The organism is Noviherbaspirillum sp. Root189, from assembly GCF_001428545.1.
GTDB lineage: Bacteria > Pseudomonadota > Gammaproteobacteria > Burkholderiales > Burkholderiaceae_D > Noviherbaspirillum.
Map to the genome: position 1 here is coordinate 15,998 of NZ_LMHZ01000027.1, position 18,052 is coordinate 34,049.

General features: G+C 53.6%; 15 protein-coding genes and 2 pseudogenes. 6 read left to right on the top strand and 11 right to left on the bottom strand.

The window, feature by feature from the left end; all coding sequences use genetic code 11:
* Window positions 1–88: 88 nt before the first annotated feature.
* A complete protein-coding gene (locus tag ASE07_RS16855; protein WP_057291997.1) occupies window positions 89–949 on the top strand; it encodes a GGDEF domain-containing protein in 861 nt (286 codons plus the stop codon).
* Between the two features lie 294 nt (window positions 950–1,243).
* Here ASE07_RS16855 and ASE07_RS16860 read toward each other — a convergent pair whose 3' ends face one another.
* Entirely contained in the window at window positions 1,244–1,438 is a 195-nt protein-coding gene (locus ASE07_RS16860; RefSeq protein ID WP_057291998.1) for a hypothetical protein, read from the bottom strand.
* A gap of 39 nt (window positions 1,439–1,477) precedes the next feature.
* Entirely contained in the window at window positions 1,478–1,675 is a 198-nt protein-coding gene (locus ASE07_RS16865) for a hypothetical protein (protein WP_057291999.1), read from the bottom strand.
* A 280-nt stretch (window positions 1,676–1,955) separates the two neighbouring features.
* On the opposite strand from ASE07_RS16865, the gene ASE07_RS16870 reads away from it, so the two are divergent.
* Window positions 1,956–2,132: a hypothetical protein gene (locus ASE07_RS16870; RefSeq protein WP_156396701.1), complete on the top strand. Its 177-nt coding sequence runs from the start codon at window positions 1,956–1,958 to the stop codon at window positions 2,130–2,132.
* A gap of 65 nt (window positions 2,133–2,197) precedes the next feature.
* Here the strand turns inward: ASE07_RS16870 and ASE07_RS16875 are convergent, their stop codons facing one another.
* The 4 genes from ASE07_RS16875 to ASE07_RS16895 form a co-directional block, all read right to left on the bottom strand.
* Window positions 2,198–4,765, bottom strand: a complete 2,568-nt coding sequence (locus ASE07_RS16875; protein ID WP_057292001.1) for an LPD7 domain-containing protein — start codon at window positions 4,763–4,765, stop codon at window positions 2,198–2,200.
* Window positions 4,762–5,088 carry a hypothetical protein gene (locus ASE07_RS16880; protein WP_057292002.1) on the bottom strand — a complete coding sequence of 109 codons (327 nt, stop codon included), beginning with the start codon at window positions 5,086–5,088 and terminating at the stop codon, window positions 4,762–4,764. The genes ASE07_RS16875 and ASE07_RS16880 overlap by 4 nt, the downstream gene beginning before the upstream one ends.
* A gap of 56 nt (window positions 5,089–5,144) precedes the next feature.
* Window positions 5,145–6,632, bottom strand: coding sequence for an ISKra4 family transposase (locus ASE07_RS16885; protein WP_057292003.1), 1,488 nt, complete (start codon window positions 6,630–6,632; stop codon window positions 5,145–5,147).
* Window positions 6,633–7,390: 758 nt separating this feature from the next.
* A complete protein-coding gene (locus tag ASE07_RS16895) occupies window positions 7,391–7,873 on the bottom strand; it encodes a hypothetical protein (protein ID WP_156396705.1) in 483 nt (160 codons plus the stop codon).
* 602 nt (window positions 7,874–8,475) lie between these two features.
* Between ASE07_RS16895 and ASE07_RS16900 the strand changes: the two genes are divergently transcribed.
* Both ASE07_RS16900 and ASE07_RS16905 read left to right on the top strand, forming a co-directional pair.
* Entirely contained in the window at window positions 8,476–8,958 is a 483-nt protein-coding gene (locus ASE07_RS16900; protein ID WP_235548503.1) for a hypothetical protein, read from the top strand.
* Window positions 8,959–9,288: 330 nt separating this feature from the next.
* Window positions 9,289–10,044 (top strand): annotated as a pseudogene (locus tag ASE07_RS16905) (ISNCY family transposase); the annotation flags it as partial.
* 9 nt (window positions 10,045–10,053) lie between these two features.
* Here the strand turns inward: ASE07_RS16905 and ASE07_RS16910 are convergent.
* The 3 genes from ASE07_RS16910 to ASE07_RS29290 all read right to left on the bottom strand — a co-directional run bounded on the left by ASE07_RS16910 (window position 10,054) and on the right by ASE07_RS29290 (window position 13,332).
* On the bottom strand, window positions 10,054–12,135 hold the full coding sequence (locus ASE07_RS16910; protein ID WP_057292008.1) for a recombinase family protein: 2,082 nt from the start codon (window positions 12,133–12,135) through the stop codon (window positions 10,054–10,056).
* Between the two features lie 264 nt (window positions 12,136–12,399).
* Window positions 12,400–12,855 carry a helix-turn-helix domain-containing protein gene (locus tag ASE07_RS16915; protein ID WP_057292009.1) on the bottom strand — a complete coding sequence of 152 codons (456 nt, stop codon included), beginning with the start codon at window positions 12,853–12,855 and terminating at the stop codon, window positions 12,400–12,402.
* 141 nt (window positions 12,856–12,996) lie between these two features.
* Window positions 12,997–13,332: a DUF5372 family protein gene (locus ASE07_RS29290; RefSeq protein WP_235548504.1), complete on the bottom strand. Its 336-nt coding sequence runs from the start codon at window positions 13,330–13,332 to the stop codon at window positions 12,997–12,999.
* On the opposite strand from ASE07_RS29290, the pseudogene ASE07_RS16925 reads away from it, so the two are divergent.
* Window positions 13,299–13,928: pseudogene (locus ASE07_RS16925) on the top strand (ISNCY family transposase); the annotation flags it as partial. The gene ASE07_RS29290 and the pseudogene ASE07_RS16925 sit on opposite strands and share 34 nt — an antisense overlap.
* A gap of 1,109 nt (window positions 13,929–15,037) precedes the next feature.
* Here ASE07_RS16925 and ASE07_RS16935 read toward each other — a convergent pair.
* Entirely contained in the window at window positions 15,038–16,060 is a 1,023-nt protein-coding gene (locus ASE07_RS16935; RefSeq protein WP_057292012.1) for a 2Fe-2S iron-sulfur cluster-binding protein, read from the bottom strand.
* 252 nt (window positions 16,061–16,312) lie between these two features.
* On the opposite strand from ASE07_RS16935, the gene ASE07_RS16940 reads away from it, so the two are divergent.
* Window positions 16,313–16,945 carry a bifunctional 2-keto-4-hydroxyglutarate aldolase/2-keto-3-deoxy-6-phosphogluconate aldolase gene (locus ASE07_RS16940; protein ID WP_057292013.1) on the top strand — a complete coding sequence of 211 codons (633 nt, stop codon included), beginning with the start codon at window positions 16,313–16,315 and terminating at the stop codon, window positions 16,943–16,945.
* Window positions 16,946–16,970: 25 nt separating this feature from the next.
* Here ASE07_RS16940 and dmpG read toward each other — a convergent pair whose 3' ends face one another.
* Window positions 16,971–18,041 carry a 4-hydroxy-2-oxovalerate aldolase gene (gene dmpG, locus ASE07_RS16945; protein WP_057292014.1) on the bottom strand — a complete coding sequence of 357 codons (1,071 nt, stop codon included), beginning with the start codon at window positions 18,039–18,041 and terminating at the stop codon, window positions 16,971–16,973.
* Window positions 18,042–18,052: the final 11 nt, after the last annotated feature.

Below are 18,052 nucleotides of genomic sequence, written 5' to 3' on the forward strand. Positions count from 1 at the left end.
GATGAGCAGGGGATGGCTGGGCCGATTCCCAGACATCTTGGCTGGATGCCATCTCTGGTAGGGCGACAAAATAAGGAGCGCACAATGAATGCTCGTCCTGTTCTCCTTTCGGGAGAATGGGGTAAAAGGAATTCGCCAAGTCATTCTGGCCAGCGTGTTGGGAATGGCAGGTAACATCCTGTATGCCTATGGGCGCGAACTGTCCCCTTTCTTTGCCTATGAGTTAGCAAATGGCGTCTATGCCGCAGCATCGGCAGCCGTCCTGGCTGGTTATCGCCAGTTGTTCAAGCGCCCTGCACATGTGCGCACTCTGGCTGCCACCGTCGCAGGATTGACAGCAGCTATCGGGTATTTTCACTATGTGTACAACTCTTTCCCAGCCAGGACAGCCGTAGCATCCTTGTACCAAGTTGGTATAGCCGTCGCTATTGGCTACACCTTATTACAAGCAAGGAACGAATGGCGCCGGCCGTACTATCCCAAACTTTTCATTTTGGCGATGTGCAGCATGATTGCCGTCGGCCACACGTTCCGTGTGCTGCATCAATTTACCGTCGAGAACGCCCCCGCGTCGTTACTGGAGCCATCGGGCTGGAACGTTCTTATGCTTTCTGCGGGTGCCTTTGCCCTGCCAGTTCTGGCCTTCGGTGCCCTGCTGATTGCACATCGGCGCATCGTACTATTGGCCGAGTATGCGGCCAATCATGACTACCTTACTGGCGCCTGGTCGCGCCCCGCCTTCTTCGACATTGGCAATCGCGAAATGTCGCGCGCCTCACGCACCGGAAAATCAATGGCCCTACTGCTTGTCGACTTGGACAATTTTAAGCCGGTCAACGATACGCATGGCCATGCTGCTGGAGACCGGGTGCTAACGGAGTTTGTACACGAGGTACTGCAGGAACTGCGCAGCATCGATTCGTTGTGTCTGAGGAGGCCATCCAGTTGATCTTGGCCGATTTGGAAAAGTGGAAGGCCGAAAATCAGCCGCCAAAGCCCGAATAACCATTCATGGCATTTTTTGATGCCGTGTTGGCTGAAGTGTACAAACCTACGGCAATACGGCGTAAAGGTGTAGGTTCTTACACTTGGGGAAGGGATCAAAACCCCGAAAAAGCCATGGGTTAAAACATTACATGCGACAAGTCACTATTATTAAATCTAACCGAAATTGGCGAAAATCCAGCATTCATGCGGGTTTCCGGCCATTTTGAGACCTTTTCTCATTTGCTCAGAATGCCGGTCATGTCTTGAACTTGAATGCGGCACCGCGCGCCGCTTCACGCGATATCAGCGCCGCCTCGTCTGCCGGCAGCAATCCCGCCGACATTTGCCGGCGGTTCTCCGCTTGGAATGCGCGCTTGCGCTCCCCTATACGTGATTTGTCCGGCAGGCTCGCGGCAAGTCTGTCCCTCTGTTTGCTGTGTGTGCTTTGCATGCCTTGAGTGTATGCACCAGGCGAACAAAAGCAAGCGTGTCAGGCATTGTTGGACGCCTTCTCGATTGTCCGCGTCATCAGCGAATAACCGCGTGCGACATGCCGCTGCTGTGTGAGCACGGCATCTTCCACCGTGCGGATGAATTCGCTCAGGCCAAGAAACTCGCCGTGCAGGTATTTCTGCGCCAGCCAAGCCACGTCACGTTCGTCTAACACCCGCGGGGTATTCTCTGCCATAAGCGCTTTCGTGAGAGTTGGTGCGGCATCCGAGCCGGGGACCGATCTACGATGCGGCCCCAGCCATCTACAGGCGCTGCTCTGCCGGCTGCGCGCTGCGGTATATGGAAATCGCCTTCACCATCGCAGCCATTTTTGAGCCGGGCCTGTGCCCTGACGACGCGGGTTTTCCTAAAGGAGTAATGATCCAAAAATGGATCATCTTTCGGACGGCGCCGGAATGCCCTTGCGGCGTCCCCAATGCTATCGTATTGGCATGACCATACCTGCGGAGTCATCCATGAAAAAACAGCGTAAGCAGCCCTCTCATGCGATTTGCGAGCCCAGCAAGGTTGAAGAAACGATTGCCCGGATGGCGCGGCTATTCAAGGTGCGCAAGCCGGCCTTCTATGTGGTGCACCATGACGACGGCACAAACATGCCGCATGTGCATATCGTGCCGTCCCACCGTCGCTGATTATAACGCCGCGCGGCGTCAAGTCCGCGCCACGCGGCGCTGAAACCGCACCAGATGGTGCGGAATCAAGTCGGTTTCTTGGGTTTTGCGCCGGTATTGCCGCCCTGGTCGTTCGAGTCTGATTGCAGAAACTTGTAGCCTGGCAGCGGCGCGGGCCGCATGGCTTTCTTCAGCTGCTCCAAGCGGTCGTTGAATTTCTGATCCTTGAACCGAATGGCTAGGCCGCGCTCGGCAGCAACCTTCACGACACGCTCATTGAACGCATCGTCCCCTAGCGGATCAAAACGGCCATTGCCGAAGCGCTTTTGCGCCATGATCAGCGCCAGCTCGATTGTGTCGTCGGTCAGCTCCATGACGTAGATGGCGTCGCTGGTGTCGCGCATGATTTCAACGCCGTTCTTGTTGAAAAACGATACGTCCCCGTTCTTTCGCACACTGTAGCTCAGATCATCAGTTTGCTTCGGGAGATGCACGGTAACGCTCACGCCAAAGCCGATGATCGCCACCCCACGACGTTTCGCGCGCCGCTCCGCCTCGATGCGCTGCCGACGCAATTCCATCAAGGCCTCCGGGTCGCCGGCCATCGCGCGCTCCATCAGGAAGCCGCGATACATGTTGCGCGCCGGGTCTGCGCGGTCCAATTCTTCAATGCGCGCCCGGTGCGCACGGATCGTCGCCAGTAGCTCCTGCTCTTTCTTCGCGGCTTGGATTTTCAGCAAGGAGCGCTGTTTTTTGAACTCGGCATAGGTTAGGCGCTGGCGCCGCAATGCCTGCATTTCCGCTTGATGCTGCGCTCGTATCGCTCGCAACGCATCCTTGGCCGCGCGAATGGCTTCCCGCTCGATCAGGCGTTGCAGGGATCGTGTTTTTAGCCTGGTGCGCTGGAACCGGCGCCATTGATCCGGGTTCGGCGGCGGCGGTGTGATCGGCGCGCGTTTCTGCACTTTCTGCAAGCTTAGGCAGGCCTGCAGATAGTCCCTAGCGCGAGGCCACGGATATTTGCAATGCCGGCATAAAAAATCTGTCACGGCCAGGTTGTGCTTCGAGTCCTTGTGCCGGATCGTCGCCCCGCCCTCCCGCTCAACCACGATGTAATCCTCAGGCCGCAGCCCGATGTCGGCGGCCAGTTTCGCCAGCAAAAAATGTGGGTCTATCTTCCTCTTGATTTCACGGATCAATGCCCGTTGCTCGTCCTTGCTCATCTCCCGCGCGTGCTGGTGATCGAGCGCCAACTTCTCCGCCATATTGCGGGCGGTATTGTCCGCAATCGGCCCTACTCGGTCGGCTCCCCCGGCAGTTCGTGGGCGTCGCAATGCGTCGTCGGCACCTGCTCCCGATCGTCCCATACCACTTGAAACAACACCTGGCAGAACGCTTTCAGGCTCTCGCCCGGCGGGTCCGTCGCTAACCAGACGGCGTTGGTGCAGGCTTGGCAGAGCGTGAATTGTTGTGGTCGCCTCGCCACGGGCAGCCTTTGCAGCGTTCTGTTTAGCAACGGCTGCTCGGGTGGATGGGCTGGCCCACGCGGATTGGGGATCCGCGTCGGTTCCGATTTTTGCGTGTCGCCGTGGTCTTGCGGCGTCTTGGTCTCGTCCATATCTAATCTCCTTGTCCCAGCGTTTGTAGAACTCCCATTCCAGAACGGACAGCATCGCAAGCCGCGTGTCCGGGTCCGCCGCTTTGTATTCTTGGTACTCCTTCTTTCGGCCACTATTCAACAGTTTTATCTCGCGCTGGCGCCGGATAGTCCAGTCCTCCAGCAAGTCGTCCAAATCGGCATCCGTGCGCTTGCCGACGCCGACCTGGCGCTTCTCATCCTCACTGATAAAACGCGGCGTCGCGCCCATGCAGTCTCGGAAAATGCCCGACGAGAGGTTGACCCACTTATCGAACTCCGTCGGCTTGATCGCCACGTATTCGCGCTCCGGCCCGCGCCCTTGGTTGCGTATCTTGACCTCGCCGTATTCTTTCGCCAGCGCCACCAAGTCTTTTTTTGTCGCGATGCCGCGATCGATGACCAGCTGTTCCAGCTTGGCCTTTACGTCTTTGAAAGACCCTTTGCGGAATTTCGTTACCTTGTCCCGGCTGATAATGTCTGCCTTGGTCGTGCTGTCTGCTCGAGGCCTGTCCTTCGGTGATACGAACCCCCACCGGCGATTGATATCCTCCTGAATCGCGTCTAACCAAATATTATTTTCGCCCCGGCCAATCGGGTCCAATGCTTTGCCATTCAGCAGATTCACATTCGGGATAATGATGTGAATGTGGTCTAGGCGATCGACATGCTCCCCCGTCGTTTCGTGGGTATAGGCCTTGATCCGCGCCAGGTGCGCTTCCGCATACCAGGTGTACTCGTCTGGCCGGAATGCCGGCATCAGCCGATCCATGTATTCCCCCGCCACTTGCGCCAGCGTTGCTTTTTCTAGATCGCGTTCAGAGAAACTTAGGGTAACGTGAATATAGGCTTGCGCCCCGTGCCGGATCGTTTTAATAAGCTTGTCGACCGCATCGATATCCCCTGCCAGCGGCACGCGCTCGTCTAATTCGTCGCGCGTGAATGGACGGCCCGCTTTCTTGCCGGTCTTTAGATACTCGACTATGCCTTTGCGCCCGCCGCGCTGCCTTGCAATCATGGCGGCAGCCTTGATTCAAGCACCCGGATGAGGATGGCGAGCTGGTCATTAACAGCCGCATAGGTCTTGTCGGAAACCAACCGATTTAGGTGGTCATAGTTGAGCCTCCTGGTCATCTGGTTCATGTTGTTCGATACTGACGCGAAAAGCCGATGCATGTCATTGGTTATCCGGTACATCTTTGCCGGGATCGCCGGCGGCGGCGTGATGACCAGCTTTTCATCCTTAAATGCCGCCTCAAGCACTTCCCTGATCAGGCGCGACGGACTCTTGCCCGATCGTTCACAAGCGTCGTGCACCTGCGCCGCCAATGCCGCCGGCATACGGCATGTGATGACCGCTGTTTTTTCGGCGCTGTCGTCGTCAATCGTGGGGAGTGTTAAAAAGGCTGGGGCTCTCTCTCCATCCCGGCGCGTAGAAGCTCGAGAAAACGACTTATATGCTCCGGCATCTCGCTCATCTTCTTGTTGTATGCAGCAAGTTTCTGTGGGAGATCGCCGTTGATTACGGCGCACCGTACTTGCGCCAGCAGATGTGCTCCACGTGGCGTCCAACGCATTTGCTGTCGTTTGCACATGCGTGCATTGATAACCTGGTTGACGGCTGATTCCGCCATGGCTGTTGAAACCGGCTTGTCTTCCCTCTGGCGCTTTGCATAAGCAATCACTGAGCTCTTGTTGCTTCCTATGTACGCCCAAAGATCTCTCAGCCGGTAATCGAGATGGCTTAAGCTGTCGCGAAAGGCTGGCGTTTGCGGGACAATAATCCGGCATAGCATCAAGGCTTGATGAATCTTCTCTTCGGCTTTCTTAAAACTAGCATTCCAAAAGCACCATCGTAACTTTGTCATCTGTTTGCACAAAACGCTTTTCGTGTGCTTCTCGGTTTCCGAGCGTGCGTGCATTCCTTTGGATATCTGCTCCAGGTACCGAATACGCATGGAGATATGGAACCAGTCCAAAATGGGGGTTGCCGGAAACGGCAACTGGCGATGTATGCTCTGTACACCATTGGCACCGTCCGTAATCATGCAGACCTTGGGCGCGGGCGAGCCAGAACAGGTCTGTAGCAGCGAAGCAAGGCGCTCCGCTATCGAGTCTACTTCACCACGCACACAGGCAAAAACGCGTGGCTTCATGCCAGGCGCACTAAGACGTCCTGTTAGTATCTCGAACGAGGCGGGCCGCGCTTCATCCCTTCCCCGTACGAACCCGCCGTCGATCGCAATAGACCACTCGTTATCTGGAGATAACGGCACAGCAAGCGGCAACTCGATGCCATCGATTCGAGATCCGAGCCGCAAAGTACGATTTCGTACTGTCACATGATTAAGCTTTTCGGTACCCGGCAGGAATTCCTGCATGATCGAAACCACCTGCCTAAAGGACATCTTCGAAGCCAGCCTGGCTTGAAGGAGAAGCAGGCCCGGTGCAGCCCGTTCAGGAATGATCTGTGACATCGGGCTAAACAAGCCTTCCAGATAATATGGCGGCTCGCAAGGACAGGACATTAAGCGGGGACTGCGGACACTGACAGTGCCGAATACGGTGTCCACCTTGAGGCGCCTGTAGTCCTTCAGCCGGAGCTGTCGGCGGCAGTTACTACATACGCTTCGAACTTCGCAATACTCGTAAGCCTGAGCGGGGACGAAGAATTTCTGCAGATTGGACAGAACCTGCTTGCCGTCTGCTAGCGACAAGCCGAGGCACTCAGGTTCAAGTTCAGAAACAGGTCGATCAAACTGTGCCACCTCGACGGCCGTGGTCTCTCCCCAATCCGTGACCAGCTCAGCCCGAACAATGATCTTCATCACGCCCCCTGATTTTTGTTTTTTATAACTGACTACTTTTCTTGTCTTATCCCTCATTCCCAAAACAGCCAAACTTTTCAAGATTTCATCATACCAACAAACTAACCCACCATATTTTTAACAGTCCCAGCGCATTTCAGCGTAAGTGATTGATTGAGTTAAGAAAAGCTTCTCAAGGACGGATATGTAGCTAAAATTACTTACGCGTTTCAGCCAATTTTACTTCGGTAGGTTAAATGGGATAGGTTTGCATGTTGAACTAGTCATGTTCTCTGTCAGGGTAAATAAGTTGGACTTTTTGACCTTGATACATCGGCGGTCCCCCAACGGTCGACTCCTTTGGCCTTGGCTGGTGTTCGACCAGATATACGAACAAATTCGACCCTTTGATGTAGAAATGGATTCGCTTTCTTTCTATATCACGAGGAAGCTTTGACGCTAGATCCACCGTCTCTTCATAGACTTGGTGGCTTGTCTTGACAAGCCATTTAACATACAGAACGTCTCCTCTTAACATCCGGCCATTGATATTTGTCTGCCCCCTTCGTCTCTCTGGATCGCCTCGCGCGCCAGGATGTCGTGACGTGCCGTAACGATAGTCTATGACCTCGATGTCAGGGCTTTCAAATGACGTGTTGAAGCTGAATGCATGATCTACAAATTCAGGACGTGTTGCGCACCCTCCAACTACTACCAGCGCCAAAAGGAAGACAACGATGTTGCTTGACCGGCTCTTCATTCTTGTGGAAAGCATTTAACGTTCTAAGTTAACCGGCGCGCTGCGTCAGGGTTGAATGCCATGTTATATCGCCGCATTATTCCTCCTTCAACTCTACAAATTGCACAGGTAAATTGGAACGCGGCACTAGCGCCAATTTGTGAAGGCTTCCCGCTGACGGAAGCGTAACATTACCAAACACCGGTTTGTAATCTCTGATTTTGTAGGTGACTTCAATCCGATCAGGATCGAAGTGCCGCTTAACGCCACTAAACGATAGCTCCGGCCGTTCAACTACCGGGTACACCCCCAGAAAAACGCCTACCAGCATATAGCGCGAGAAATCGATGTTCGGCATCGTGCCGCCACCGCTCCACATTCCTTCCTTCCAAAGCGAAGCCTGCTCATTGGCATTCCGGATGACCACCGTTCGCCTTTCCTGAATTAGGATGTCACCGACCCGTAGCTCCTTGAAGTCAAGGCCCACTGGCTTGAGCGCAGCAGGAGTCGTGCTGCATCCAACTGCTACCAAAGCGATCATCGATGCGGCGAAGAATGGGATATTGGTCTTGTTAGCCATGTGCTGCGATATAACTATATATTTCAAAGGCTTAGAGTGCCTGATAAAACGGGAATTCGGCCTGATAAACCAGCGATGCTGTCGTGTTAAATTCATACTAAGCCACTGTTTCTACAGTCATTATTTCATTTCCCGGTTTTATCAGGACAAGGTTTACAAGGACGGTAGAATCGGAGTCACATTGATAATATACGGACTGCCCAATATTGCTTAGAGGCAAAATGTAGAAGAAGTTCCTTTGGTTTCAGAACAACTTCAGCCGATGGTCGCAACTAAGAGCGTCATCGTCTCAAGTAGGAAGTTGTCCAGGTACGACCGGCGCACGCTTGGGTGAAGAGGGCAAGCGTTCCCTTTGAAGGGCTATGACGGAGCACCAACTGACCGGTTATGATCGGACTTAGAAGTTAGGCTAGTTTCAAGGTGCGATGAAATCGGACGGAAGTTAGCAGGTTGGGTCTGGTTTACTACGCATGATAGTATTTACGTGACACCTTCTACCACGAAATAACTGATTCTCGCGGTTGAAGCCGCTCCCCTCTCGAAAAGAGTACAACATGTCATATTGCCCCTTCTTCCAGACACTGTATGACGAGACACGCCCCGTGGGCAATCTGGGCAGAGGAACACACTACTCGGTTCTGCGTGTTCCTACTTGGCACGACGAGTTTCTCGTGCCGCTCCAGCGCGGCGCCTTCCTAGACTTCGCGATCATCTGGGACGAGGATCACGACGAGCGTTTGATTGACGCGATTCAGATACTTTACCTAGGCGGCTTGCTTGCCCCCGTGCGGTATATCGGCGAACGGAAAGGCTCACTCGTAGTGCTGCTGGATCCTGATGTTGTTCAGGCCTGGAATGGCTCGGCTCTCAACGAGTACCGTGACAAAGTGGATGATGTCGCTCAAAGCTTGGAAGATCCGTGGACAGTGACAGTCGAAAGTGCCGATGGCGACCAGCATTCGATCATCAATAGTTCACCGGAGAAGGTCTCTATCTACCTCAAAAACATCGACGTCCTGTGGCAACTCGGCGTGAAGCCAAAAACCAAAACTGAACTGCCCCCGGCATTCGGCACGCAACACTAAGGCTGCTCGTGTCACCATTGCAGCTTTAGCACCGTTGCGTCACCAAGCAACGGTTTGCGCAACAAACCTTGCACTAAAGAGACGCAACGGTCAGCTCTTAGAAATGTGAATAACCTGTGGATAACTCGACCGCTTTCCCCATTAAAAAATAAAAAAATTCAAAACCAAAGCATACGCAACACCGGCCCAAACTACCAAGATTACGTTGTTTGCATGTAATAGCAAGATTAGAATGTCTCGATCTGGCTAAATCAGAATGTCTCGTTTTAAGCAAGTCTTGAGATATTAAGCGGTCCATGCTGGTTGCTTACCTGGTTCAGGAGGCACATCATGGCTCGCAGTGGGATGATTACCATGAGCATGCGTGAATTTGACAGGCTCAAGACTATCGAGGCAGTTGCGGCGGGAAATCTGCGCGCGGCAACCGCGGCTACACAGCTGCAAATGTCTAAGCGCCAAGTCAATCGGCTAGTCAGTCGATATCGGGCCGAAGGCAATACGGCTGTGATATCGCATCAGCGAGGTCAACCAGGCCATCGTCAATTATCACCAGGATTGGCTAGCATGGCGCTGTCGATCATCCGTGAACGCTATGCGGATTTTGGTCCGACATTGGCGTGCGAGAAGCTGCGGGAGCGCCATGGCTTAGTCTTGAGCAAGGAAACGGTCCGCAAGCTAATGTCGGAAGCCGGTCTATGGATTCCCCGCAAACTGCGATCGCCTTCGGTTTACCAGCCGCGTAACCGGCGTCATTGTGTCGGCGAACTGATCCAGATTGATGGCAGCGACCACCGCTGGTTTGAGGACCGGGCGCCGGCCTGCACGCTTCTCGTGTTCATTGATGATGCGACCAGCCGGTTGATGCACCTGCATTTCACCTATAGCGAGTCGACGTTCAGTTATTTCGAAGCCACGCGGGCCTATCTGGAGCGGCACGGCAAGCCGCAGGCGTTCTACAGTGACAAGGCATCGATCTTCCGGGTCAATCGTAAGCAGGTCGACAAGGAACATGGCGTGACGCACTTCGGGCGGGTGCTGTACCAGCTCAATATTGAGAGCCTGTGTGCCAACAGCAGCCAGGCCAAGGCGTACGCTTCATATTGCACCTTGTGCGGTTAATCCAGCGGTTGATAGTGTCGCCGGCCGGGGGCGTCGTCCACCCTTGCCTTTAGTTAATTTCGCCGAGCCGAGCGGCTCGTAGAGGCACCGGTGTCGATGCCCGTAGCGATGTTCATGCAACAAGCCTGTGTGTCCCCATTGATATATCGTTGTCGGACAGACGCCCAATTGCTGGGCGAGTTCATTGGCGGTCAACATTCCTCGCGCACGCAACCGCTCATACCGACTCTTAAGATGGTAGGCCTGCCGAATCAACCATACCTTTTGATAGGTAAATGCGTCACCCCTCCAGTTTGTGCGGCCTTGTTCGTTGAGACGCTGGGCCACCTCTTTATCGGAACAGGTTTCCAGCAAATCATCAACCAACTGCACCAGTTCCGGTAGAGTCTTGCGGACCAACGCTATCGGTTTGGGCTTGTCGATCTCCAGCACCGCCGTGCGGCCGCCGCGGAAGCGCACCTGCATCGTAATCCGCGCCGTCTTCACTAGGGTTACATCTTCGATCAATAAAGCAACCATACGTTTGCGCTCGAGTGCTGATACCTTCTCGTCATGCCAGATGCGGGGGAAGTCTTCGGCGAGCTGTCGAATACGGGTTCGCGCATCATCAGCTAGCAATTTCTGGTCGGATTGCTGTTGTTGCTCATGTTCCTGCTGCAAGGACTCAAGTTGGCGCAGTCGATCATTCCAGTCGGCCTCCAACGTATCGGCCACAAGGCGATTGGCAGGATCAACATTCAGATAGCGCCGCCGGGCCAGTTCGGCCTCATAACGCAAACGTGCTAACTGTCTGGCACGTTGCTGAGACGCTTGATCAATACGACCGGCAATCTCTTCCTCAATCGCCAAGGCGACTTCAATCGCTGCCGGTGCAACGCTATCCAGCAGCAGCGTACCGATCGTGTTATCAATCGGGCCGCCTTTGATTGACTGGCATGCCTTCCCTCCTAACCGCACAGCTTTCTCCGTGCACATGTAATACGGTTCAAGCTTACTGCCCACTTTCTGGTAGCGTACTCGCATTCGTTCGCCACAAACTCCACAAACCACACGCCCTTGCAAGAGCGCTTGTCCTTCTCGCGGCATGCTGCCGCGGCTCCATTTCGTCAATGCAGTCGTATTCTGTTTCAGGATGAGTTCGTTGCGTTCATACTCTTCCCAGTCGATATAGCCAGGATGGGCATTGGGTATGAGAACCTGCCACTCAGAACGAGCCACACGCAATTGGCTACCGCCGTGGCGCCCAAGATGAGCGGTGCGCGTGCGTCCATAGACGAATGCGCCTGCATAACGCGGGTTGTGCAGAATCTGAATGACCCGGCTGTGATTCATTTCTCCCCATAACACATCGCCCTTGCCAATGCCGCGGCGAATTCGACGTGGAAACAACCAGCCTTCACGCTGGAATCGCCGTACCGTTGCACTTGCCGAGCACGTCTGCCGGAACGTATCAAACAACAACTGTAATGCTGCTCGGATCGATTGATCCGGGTCGAGAATCACCGAACCGTCCGGATGATAGACCAGCCCGATTGGCAACGCGGTCTCCAGTTCACCCCGCTTGGCCTTGTTGCAAATCCCTCCCTGCAGTCGTGCCTTGAGCATGTGCAGTTCAGCTTCGCTCATTGCGCCCTTGAGGCCTAGTAGCAATCGATCGTTGAAGTGGCCCGGATCATAGACGCCGTCCTCATCAAGAATCAAGGTTCCCGTTAAAGCAGCCAGTTCCAGTAGCCTGTGCCAGTCCGCATTATTACGCGCCAGGCGCGAGACCTCTAGTCCCAATACGATACCGGCATGACCATTGGCGACCTCACCGACCAGTCGCTGAAATCCGTCCCGGTCTCGTGCGCTGGCACCCGACATGCCCAAGTCACTGTCGATGACATGGATTCGTTCAATCGGCCATCCCAGTGAGACAGCCCGGTCACGCAACGCATATTGCCGTTCCGTGCTCTCGGTGTTCTCCAGCACCTGCCGTAATGAAGACTGACGGATATACAAGAAGGCATCGCGCCGTACATGGTCGGCCGTGACTTTATTAAATCGTTCAGCAAACATGAGTGAGCTCCTCATAAGTATGCAGGATAAGGTTGGCCAGCAACTGAACAAACTCGCTGCTGCAATGGAAGTTGCAATCCGTTGACCGACCAGATGGCGGTTGAAGCGTTGGAGGCGTCTTGCGTAAAATCGCCAAGCCCTGATACATGCCATGGAAACACAGGGCCGCCATTCCTTCAGTATCTCCTTGGCCCGTAACGACGGCACTACGTAAGGTCTCGTAGAGCGAAACCACTGAGGGCTCCAGGCGCTCCGCAGGAGCGCCTATTGTGCTTTTTTTAAGCGGGTAATGGCCCGTTCGATGCTGCGCGGGTGAATTGAAATCCCCAGCGCAGAATGGATTTCCTGCGCTAGCGCGCGGGCATGGATCGCCCCATCGCCACGCAGATGGCTGTCGATAAATGCCATCACCGCCGTGGTTAGTTTGTGCGCGCCTTTGGGGCCGCGCGGCTTGGGTAACAGTCCAACCAGCCCCTCCCGGGCAAACGCAGCTTCGGCTTGATAGAACGCTTGACGGGACATGCCGAACAGCGCGGCCGCCTGGGACTTGGAAGCACCATCGACACGCACATGGCGTAGCATCTCGTACTTTGCTTGCAGCAAATCGTGGGCGTCGAAGAAGTCGCCCGTGTGGAACCATGGTGCCCGAATTCGCTGGGGAGCCGGATGCAGCAGCCCCTGTCGGCGAAGGCGCTCGAGTTTCGTTTCCAGCTTCGCCATGGCATGATCTCCTCGTGGCAGCGTGTAATTTAAAATATGCCGCCCACACCACAAGGTCAAGGTAAAGTTCGAGCACGCACGGCGCCATCAACCACACGCGGCGTAATAGCCATGACACCTGCGGCATAGTTTGCTTGACGCTCATTGTTTCAATAATTCATCGATGAGAACGCGCAGGAGAAGCAAGTCGTCAATGCGAAACCATGACCGTCCGGCAGATGCCTGCATAAACAAGTCTGGCTCCTGAACGTCGGTCCAGGACACGAGCATTGAGGTCAGACGTTCGTTCGCGTCTTGATACATGACCCGGTCTTCGCCCCAATACTGCTTACACGTCGACAGGACGAAACGCTGTCCACGATGCGGGTGAAAGGGATGCGTAATAGCAAATGTCCTGATATTGGATGCGCGTTGATCCGAACAGTAGACAGTTGCTGACTTGTGCGAATGGGCGCGTGGAGCGGGCCAACCTGACATTGCAGGACCGGCTGGTCAAGGAATTGCGACTGGAAGGTATTTCCACCATGGCAGCGGCCAATGCGTATGCGCCCTCTTTCATTGCCGACTATAACCGGCGCTTTGCCAAACCGCCCAGGAATGACTGGGATGCGCATCGGCCGGTACGAGAGGACGAGGATCTGGACCTGATCTTTACGATACGCGAGCCGCGCAAGGTGTCTCACGTGCTCACGCTGCAGTACGACAAGGCGATTTATTTGCTAGGCGATACGCCAGTGAACCGGCGGCTCATTGGCAAGTACATCGAGGTCTATGACTATCCGGATGGGCGTATTGAGCTACGGGCTAATGATTACGTGCTGCCGTATGTCCGGTATGACCGTTTGCCGGATGTGGATCAGGGAGCCATTGTGGAGAACAAGCGGCTTGGGCATGTGCTGCAAATTGCGCAGCTGGTGCAGCAGCAGCGGGATAACCGGCGTAGTCATTCAGCGCCGGCACGCACGAATTTGGGTTTGCCAGTCGAGAAGGCAAAGGCAGCACCGGGGACCAAGGTGCAGCGCAAGATTGATGTGCAGGACCTGGAGCGCGCAATTGGTAAGAGCATTCACTGAAGCAATCAACGAACCCAAATTCCGGTCTTGCCGGCAACAGTGGGGTAATGAATGAGTGCCCTGCCCCTGGCTTCTTATTCCGCGGCGCGGCGGCGTTAACGGGGAAACCCGGTGATTAAAAGAGACATTTGAAAATAGCCGGAAGTGAGACATCTGAAAATGGCTTGAACATTGCATGTAGCAGCCATTTTAAATCTATGGTCACCCTCCGATTTGCAACCCCGGCTTGTTGGCGGTGTTGGCTTGCTCAAATCTTACATGGACGCCGCCGTTTGCCAAGGAAGAAATCAAGAATTAACTCTTAGTTTTCCTTTGAATCGAAATTATTTCGTTCAACAAACCAGACGCTTTAGATACGTCCAGACTACACTTTGCTGCCGACGCCTCTAGATTAGAGCTGATATACGCTGGTTTCTCCGAAAAGTTTATGAATCTCAGTAATTTGAGTTCGCTTTCGAATGGATTCTTCTCTATTGAAAGCCAAATGCAGTTTTCCTCTATTTTGGAATATTGCATGACCATGCGTAGGACAACATTTGCATTATGGTTATCAAATGCTGATAGCACGCACAGGGACACGTCAGGGTTAGTTTCAAAGCGTTTGTCAACGGCCGCCAGCGCCTCAAAGTCTGTATCGCAAATCAGCCACATTGCGGTTTTTGGAGTGATCGCGTCAACAAGATCACACGTGAATGACATCGGTAGGCCGAAGCAAACTATAACCGGAACGTTAACGTCATTCATACAGTGAAAGAATGGCTTTCTTAGCCATGGTCGTTAATAAGAGCTTACTTGTGCGATTAAGGCGTCGGCCGATGTAAGGTCAATCTTCAGCATTACACTGTGTGCGCCAACATGATCGTTTCCCTCATGACCAACTCACAAAGTTCAACTTTGGTATGTGTAAAACCTTTACGAAAATTGTACCGTTGTATGCATTCGTCCAGCATTGTCGCAACACTTCTGAAATAAAAAACGGAAGGCGTAGGGATGAATGAAATTGCTCTTGAATGCCACATATTGATTCAACCACTAATTGAGTGTTGTCTTAGAGGGCGCTCTTCTTCATAAACTACCGTTACCGCATTTGCGTGGTAGAACTTTGGTGTTTAAAAGAAGCGATCAAAAAATAGCTGTTTTTGGGGGACCTTGTGTTCCACTACCAATAATCGAATGGTTGCCTCGATCATAGGAGGAGGACCGGCGAAATAATAATCGTACTCCCCGAGAGGTTTCGGAAGTTTACGTGGAAGTAGTTCATGGACGAAGCCGAATTCGCCATTCCAATCGGTCCCTTCCGCTAACGCTGGCACTGAAACGACAGGATGCCATTCCAGCTTGTTTCTCAAATTGTGGCTCTTCAGCAGGGAGGCGATAGCTGGAACATCGGCCGGACTGCGACCGCCGTAAAAAAGCCATGCTCCACGATGCCGACCATGATCGTGTTCAGCGGCGGCGTCTAGGATCGACACCATCGGTGCAATCCCTGACCCACCTGCGATACACACGATGTCCCGTGAACTATCCTCCCGCAGATAGGCAAGACCGAATGGCCCGTCCAAGTGCACACGAGCGCCCTCTTCTAGGCAAAATAGCGCATTACTCATCGCCCCCTCGGGAGTACGGCGGATCATAAACTGCCATAATGCTTCGTCGTTAGCCGTATTCGACATGGAATAGGCACGCGAAAGGTCTAAGTTCGGCAGATTAAGCATGGCATATTGGCCTGGAAGAAAATGCGCTGCTCCCTTGCCTCGAAAGCTGAACTCACGAATGTCGTGTGTAATGTCGCGCGTAGTTTCTAAAGTAGCGATCGTTCGCTGTGGCCTATACTTTGGAATATACTCATCAGCGAGTCGAACTTTGATCGTGCAGTTTCCATGTGGCCTTGCCTGACAGGCAAGGCGGCGACCGCGAGCACGATCTCGATCCTTGATCCCAGGCGCGTTTGGCCATAGGTCCTCAACCTCTCCGCCTACCAGTTCTACTTTGCAGGTACCGCAAGAGCCTGCATTACATTCATATGATAATCCCAAACCCGCTCTCAAACCGGCCCGTAGCAGGGTGTCACCATCTTCACACACGTAGCTGACTTCACTGCCGGCAACCGAAATGGCATGACTTGTCTTCATTTTTTCATTCCTCGATGTAATTCATCACACGTTAAATAAGACGTACTCACCACGATCTAAATCGGGAATTTTCTCTGTGTCCCTGGTAAGTCGGGTTACATCTCACCACCTCAACCGTTCTCTTTTGCGGTACTTGAACCTCGGCACTGACGCTATGTCCAAACCCCCTTCTGGGGCGCGTGACAGGTATTGCTCTTTTACACCGCAATCAAACACATCAACCTCATAAGACACACTCAACGGGTACTCGTAATGAAAAAACTTAATATCCTTCAGCAAATCGTAGGTTGCAAACTAATAGCAATCGTCCGGTCCAACAGTTCGGCAGCAGCATTGGCTACGGCGGAGGCGTGTATTGAAGGGGGCGCAACGACGATCGAAGTAGCATTTACCACTCCTGACGCACTTGATGTCATCAAGACTCTCGTGGACCGACACCACGACCAGGCATTGATCGGTGCCGGCACCGTACTAGACGCAGAGACCGCACGAATGGCGATTCTTGCTGGCGCCGGTTTCCTACTTGCACCCAATTTGAATGTTGATGTCATACGTGTCTGCAACCGCTATCAGGTCGTCTCCATACCGGGAATTTCGACACCTAGTGAGGCGGTCCAGGCACTAGAATCAGGAGCTGACTTTCTGAAGGTTTTTCCAAGTGAAATCTATGGTCCGGAATACTTCAAGGCACTGAAGGCACCGCTCCCGCATGCTCCACTCATTCCCAGTGGGGGCGTTTCACTGAATAATGTCGATGCGTGGTTTCAACATGGCGCCGTTGCCGTTAGCGCTGGAAGCAGTCTGACCGGTCCTGGTGCGCATGGAGACTATGCTGCCGTCACTGAAAATGCCCGCAAATTCGTCGCCGCAGTAAGCCGCTCATAGTCGCCGCTGGGGAATAGGATTTTGCTCAGAGGCTGCCTGCAACTTGTTTTCCCTGCACGCTATTTGCAGCCTTTTGCTCTCGCTGTTTTAGCAAATCAAGCGCAACGTCGACAATCATGTCTTCCTGGCCGCCGACCATACGACGGCTTCCTAACTCCACTAAGATGTCGAACGCCGACAATCCATATTTCTGGGCTGCTGCCTCGGTGTGCCGCAAAAAGCTTGAATACACGCCTGCATAGCCCAAGGCGAGCGTCTCCCGGTCCACCCGTACCGGTCGCTCCTGAATCGGCCGAACGATGTCTTCGGCCGCATCAATGAGTTTTTTCACGTCACACCCATGATTCAGGCCCATACGGTCGATCGCCGCAATAAAAACTTCTAACGGCGCATTACCCGCGCCCGCTCCCATGCCAGTTAGACTGGCATCGATCCTGTCGCAGCCATGCTCGAGTGCCACGAGGGAGTTGGCTACGCCTAAACTCAAGTTGTGGTGGGCATGCATGCCAGTTTGTGTTTCGGGCTGTAACGCATCTTTGAATGCCTTGAATCGTTCGGCAATGTCGTACATATTCATGGCGCCGCCAGAGTCAACTACGTACACGCATTGCGCCCCATAGCTTTCCATTAATTTTGCTTGCTCTGACAAGCCCTTCGGCGTGTTCATGTGGCTCATCATCAGAAAACCAACAGTATCCATCCCCAAACGACGAGCATACTCAATATGCTGCTTTGAAATGTCGGCTTCCGTGCAATGGGTTGCGACACGCACAACGCGCGCGCCTGCGTCGTAGGCATTTTTTAGGTCATGGATCGTGCCAATTCCTGGCAGCAACAGAGTTGCAACCTTCGCATGCTTAAGGACGCTAGCGACGGCTTCGATCCATTCTAAGTCGGTATGTGCACCAAAGCCATAATTAAAACTTGAGCCCTGTAAGCCGTCGCCGTGCGCAACTTCGATGCTGTCAACCTTTGCTTCATCAAGCGCTTTCGCAATCTGCATGGCTTGTTCGAGCGAATACTGATGTCGAATGGCATGCATGCCATCGCGCAGGGTCACGTCGGAAACGTAAACCTTTTTTGTCGTGTTAAACATGGCTTTGTTCC

What these genes read in the sequence shown, in the direction of transcription:
- ASE07_RS16855 (WP_057291997.1), top strand. Translation starts at nt 89, where the DNA reads ATGCTCGTCCTGTTCTCCTTTCGGGAGAATGGGGTAAAAGGAATTCGC.
- ASE07_RS16860 (WP_057291998.1), bottom strand. Translation starts at nt 1,438, where the DNA reads ATGCAAAGCACACACAGCAAACAGAGGGACAGACTTGCCGCGAGCCTG.
- ASE07_RS16865 (WP_057291999.1), bottom strand. Translation starts at nt 1,675, where the DNA reads ATGGCAGAGAATACCCCGCGGGTGTTAGACGAACGTGACGTGGCTTGG.
- ASE07_RS16870 (WP_156396701.1), top strand. Translation starts at nt 1,956, where the DNA reads ATGAAAAAACAGCGTAAGCAGCCCTCTCATGCGATTTGCGAGCCCAGC.
- ASE07_RS16875 (WP_057292001.1), bottom strand. Translation starts at nt 4,765, where the DNA reads ATGATTGCAAGGCAGCGCGGCGGGCGCAAAGGCATAGTCGAGTATCTA.
- ASE07_RS16880 (WP_057292002.1), bottom strand. Translation starts at nt 5,088, where the DNA reads ATGCCGGCGGCATTGGCGGCGCAGGTGCACGACGCTTGTGAACGATCG.
- ASE07_RS16885 (WP_057292003.1), bottom strand. Translation starts at nt 6,632, where the DNA reads ATGAGGGATAAGACAAGAAAAGTAGTCAGTTATAAAAAACAAAAATCA.
- ASE07_RS16895 (WP_156396705.1), bottom strand. Translation starts at nt 7,873, where the DNA reads ATGGCTAACAAGACCAATATCCCATTCTTCGCCGCATCGATGATCGCT.
- ASE07_RS16910 (WP_057292008.1), bottom strand. Translation starts at nt 12,135, where the DNA reads ATGTTTGCTGAACGATTTAATAAAGTCACGGCCGACCATGTACGGCGC.
- ASE07_RS16915 (WP_057292009.1), bottom strand. Translation starts at nt 12,855, where the DNA reads ATGGCGAAGCTGGAAACGAAACTCGAGCGCCTTCGCCGACAGGGGCTG.
- ASE07_RS29290 (WP_235548504.1), bottom strand. Translation starts at nt 13,332, where the DNA reads ATGTCAGGTTGGCCCGCTCCACGCGCCCATTCGCACAAGTCAGCAACT.
- ASE07_RS16935 (WP_057292012.1), bottom strand. Translation starts at nt 16,060, where the DNA reads ATGAAGACAAGTCATGCCATTTCGGTTGCCGGCAGTGAAGTCAGCTAC.
- ASE07_RS16940 (WP_057292013.1), top strand. Translation starts at nt 16,313, where the DNA reads ATGAAAAAACTTAATATCCTTCAGCAAATCGTAGGTTGCAAACTAATA.
- dmpG (WP_057292014.1), bottom strand. Translation starts at nt 18,041, where the DNA reads ATGTTTAACACGACAAAAAAGGTTTACGTTTCCGACGTGACCCTGCGC.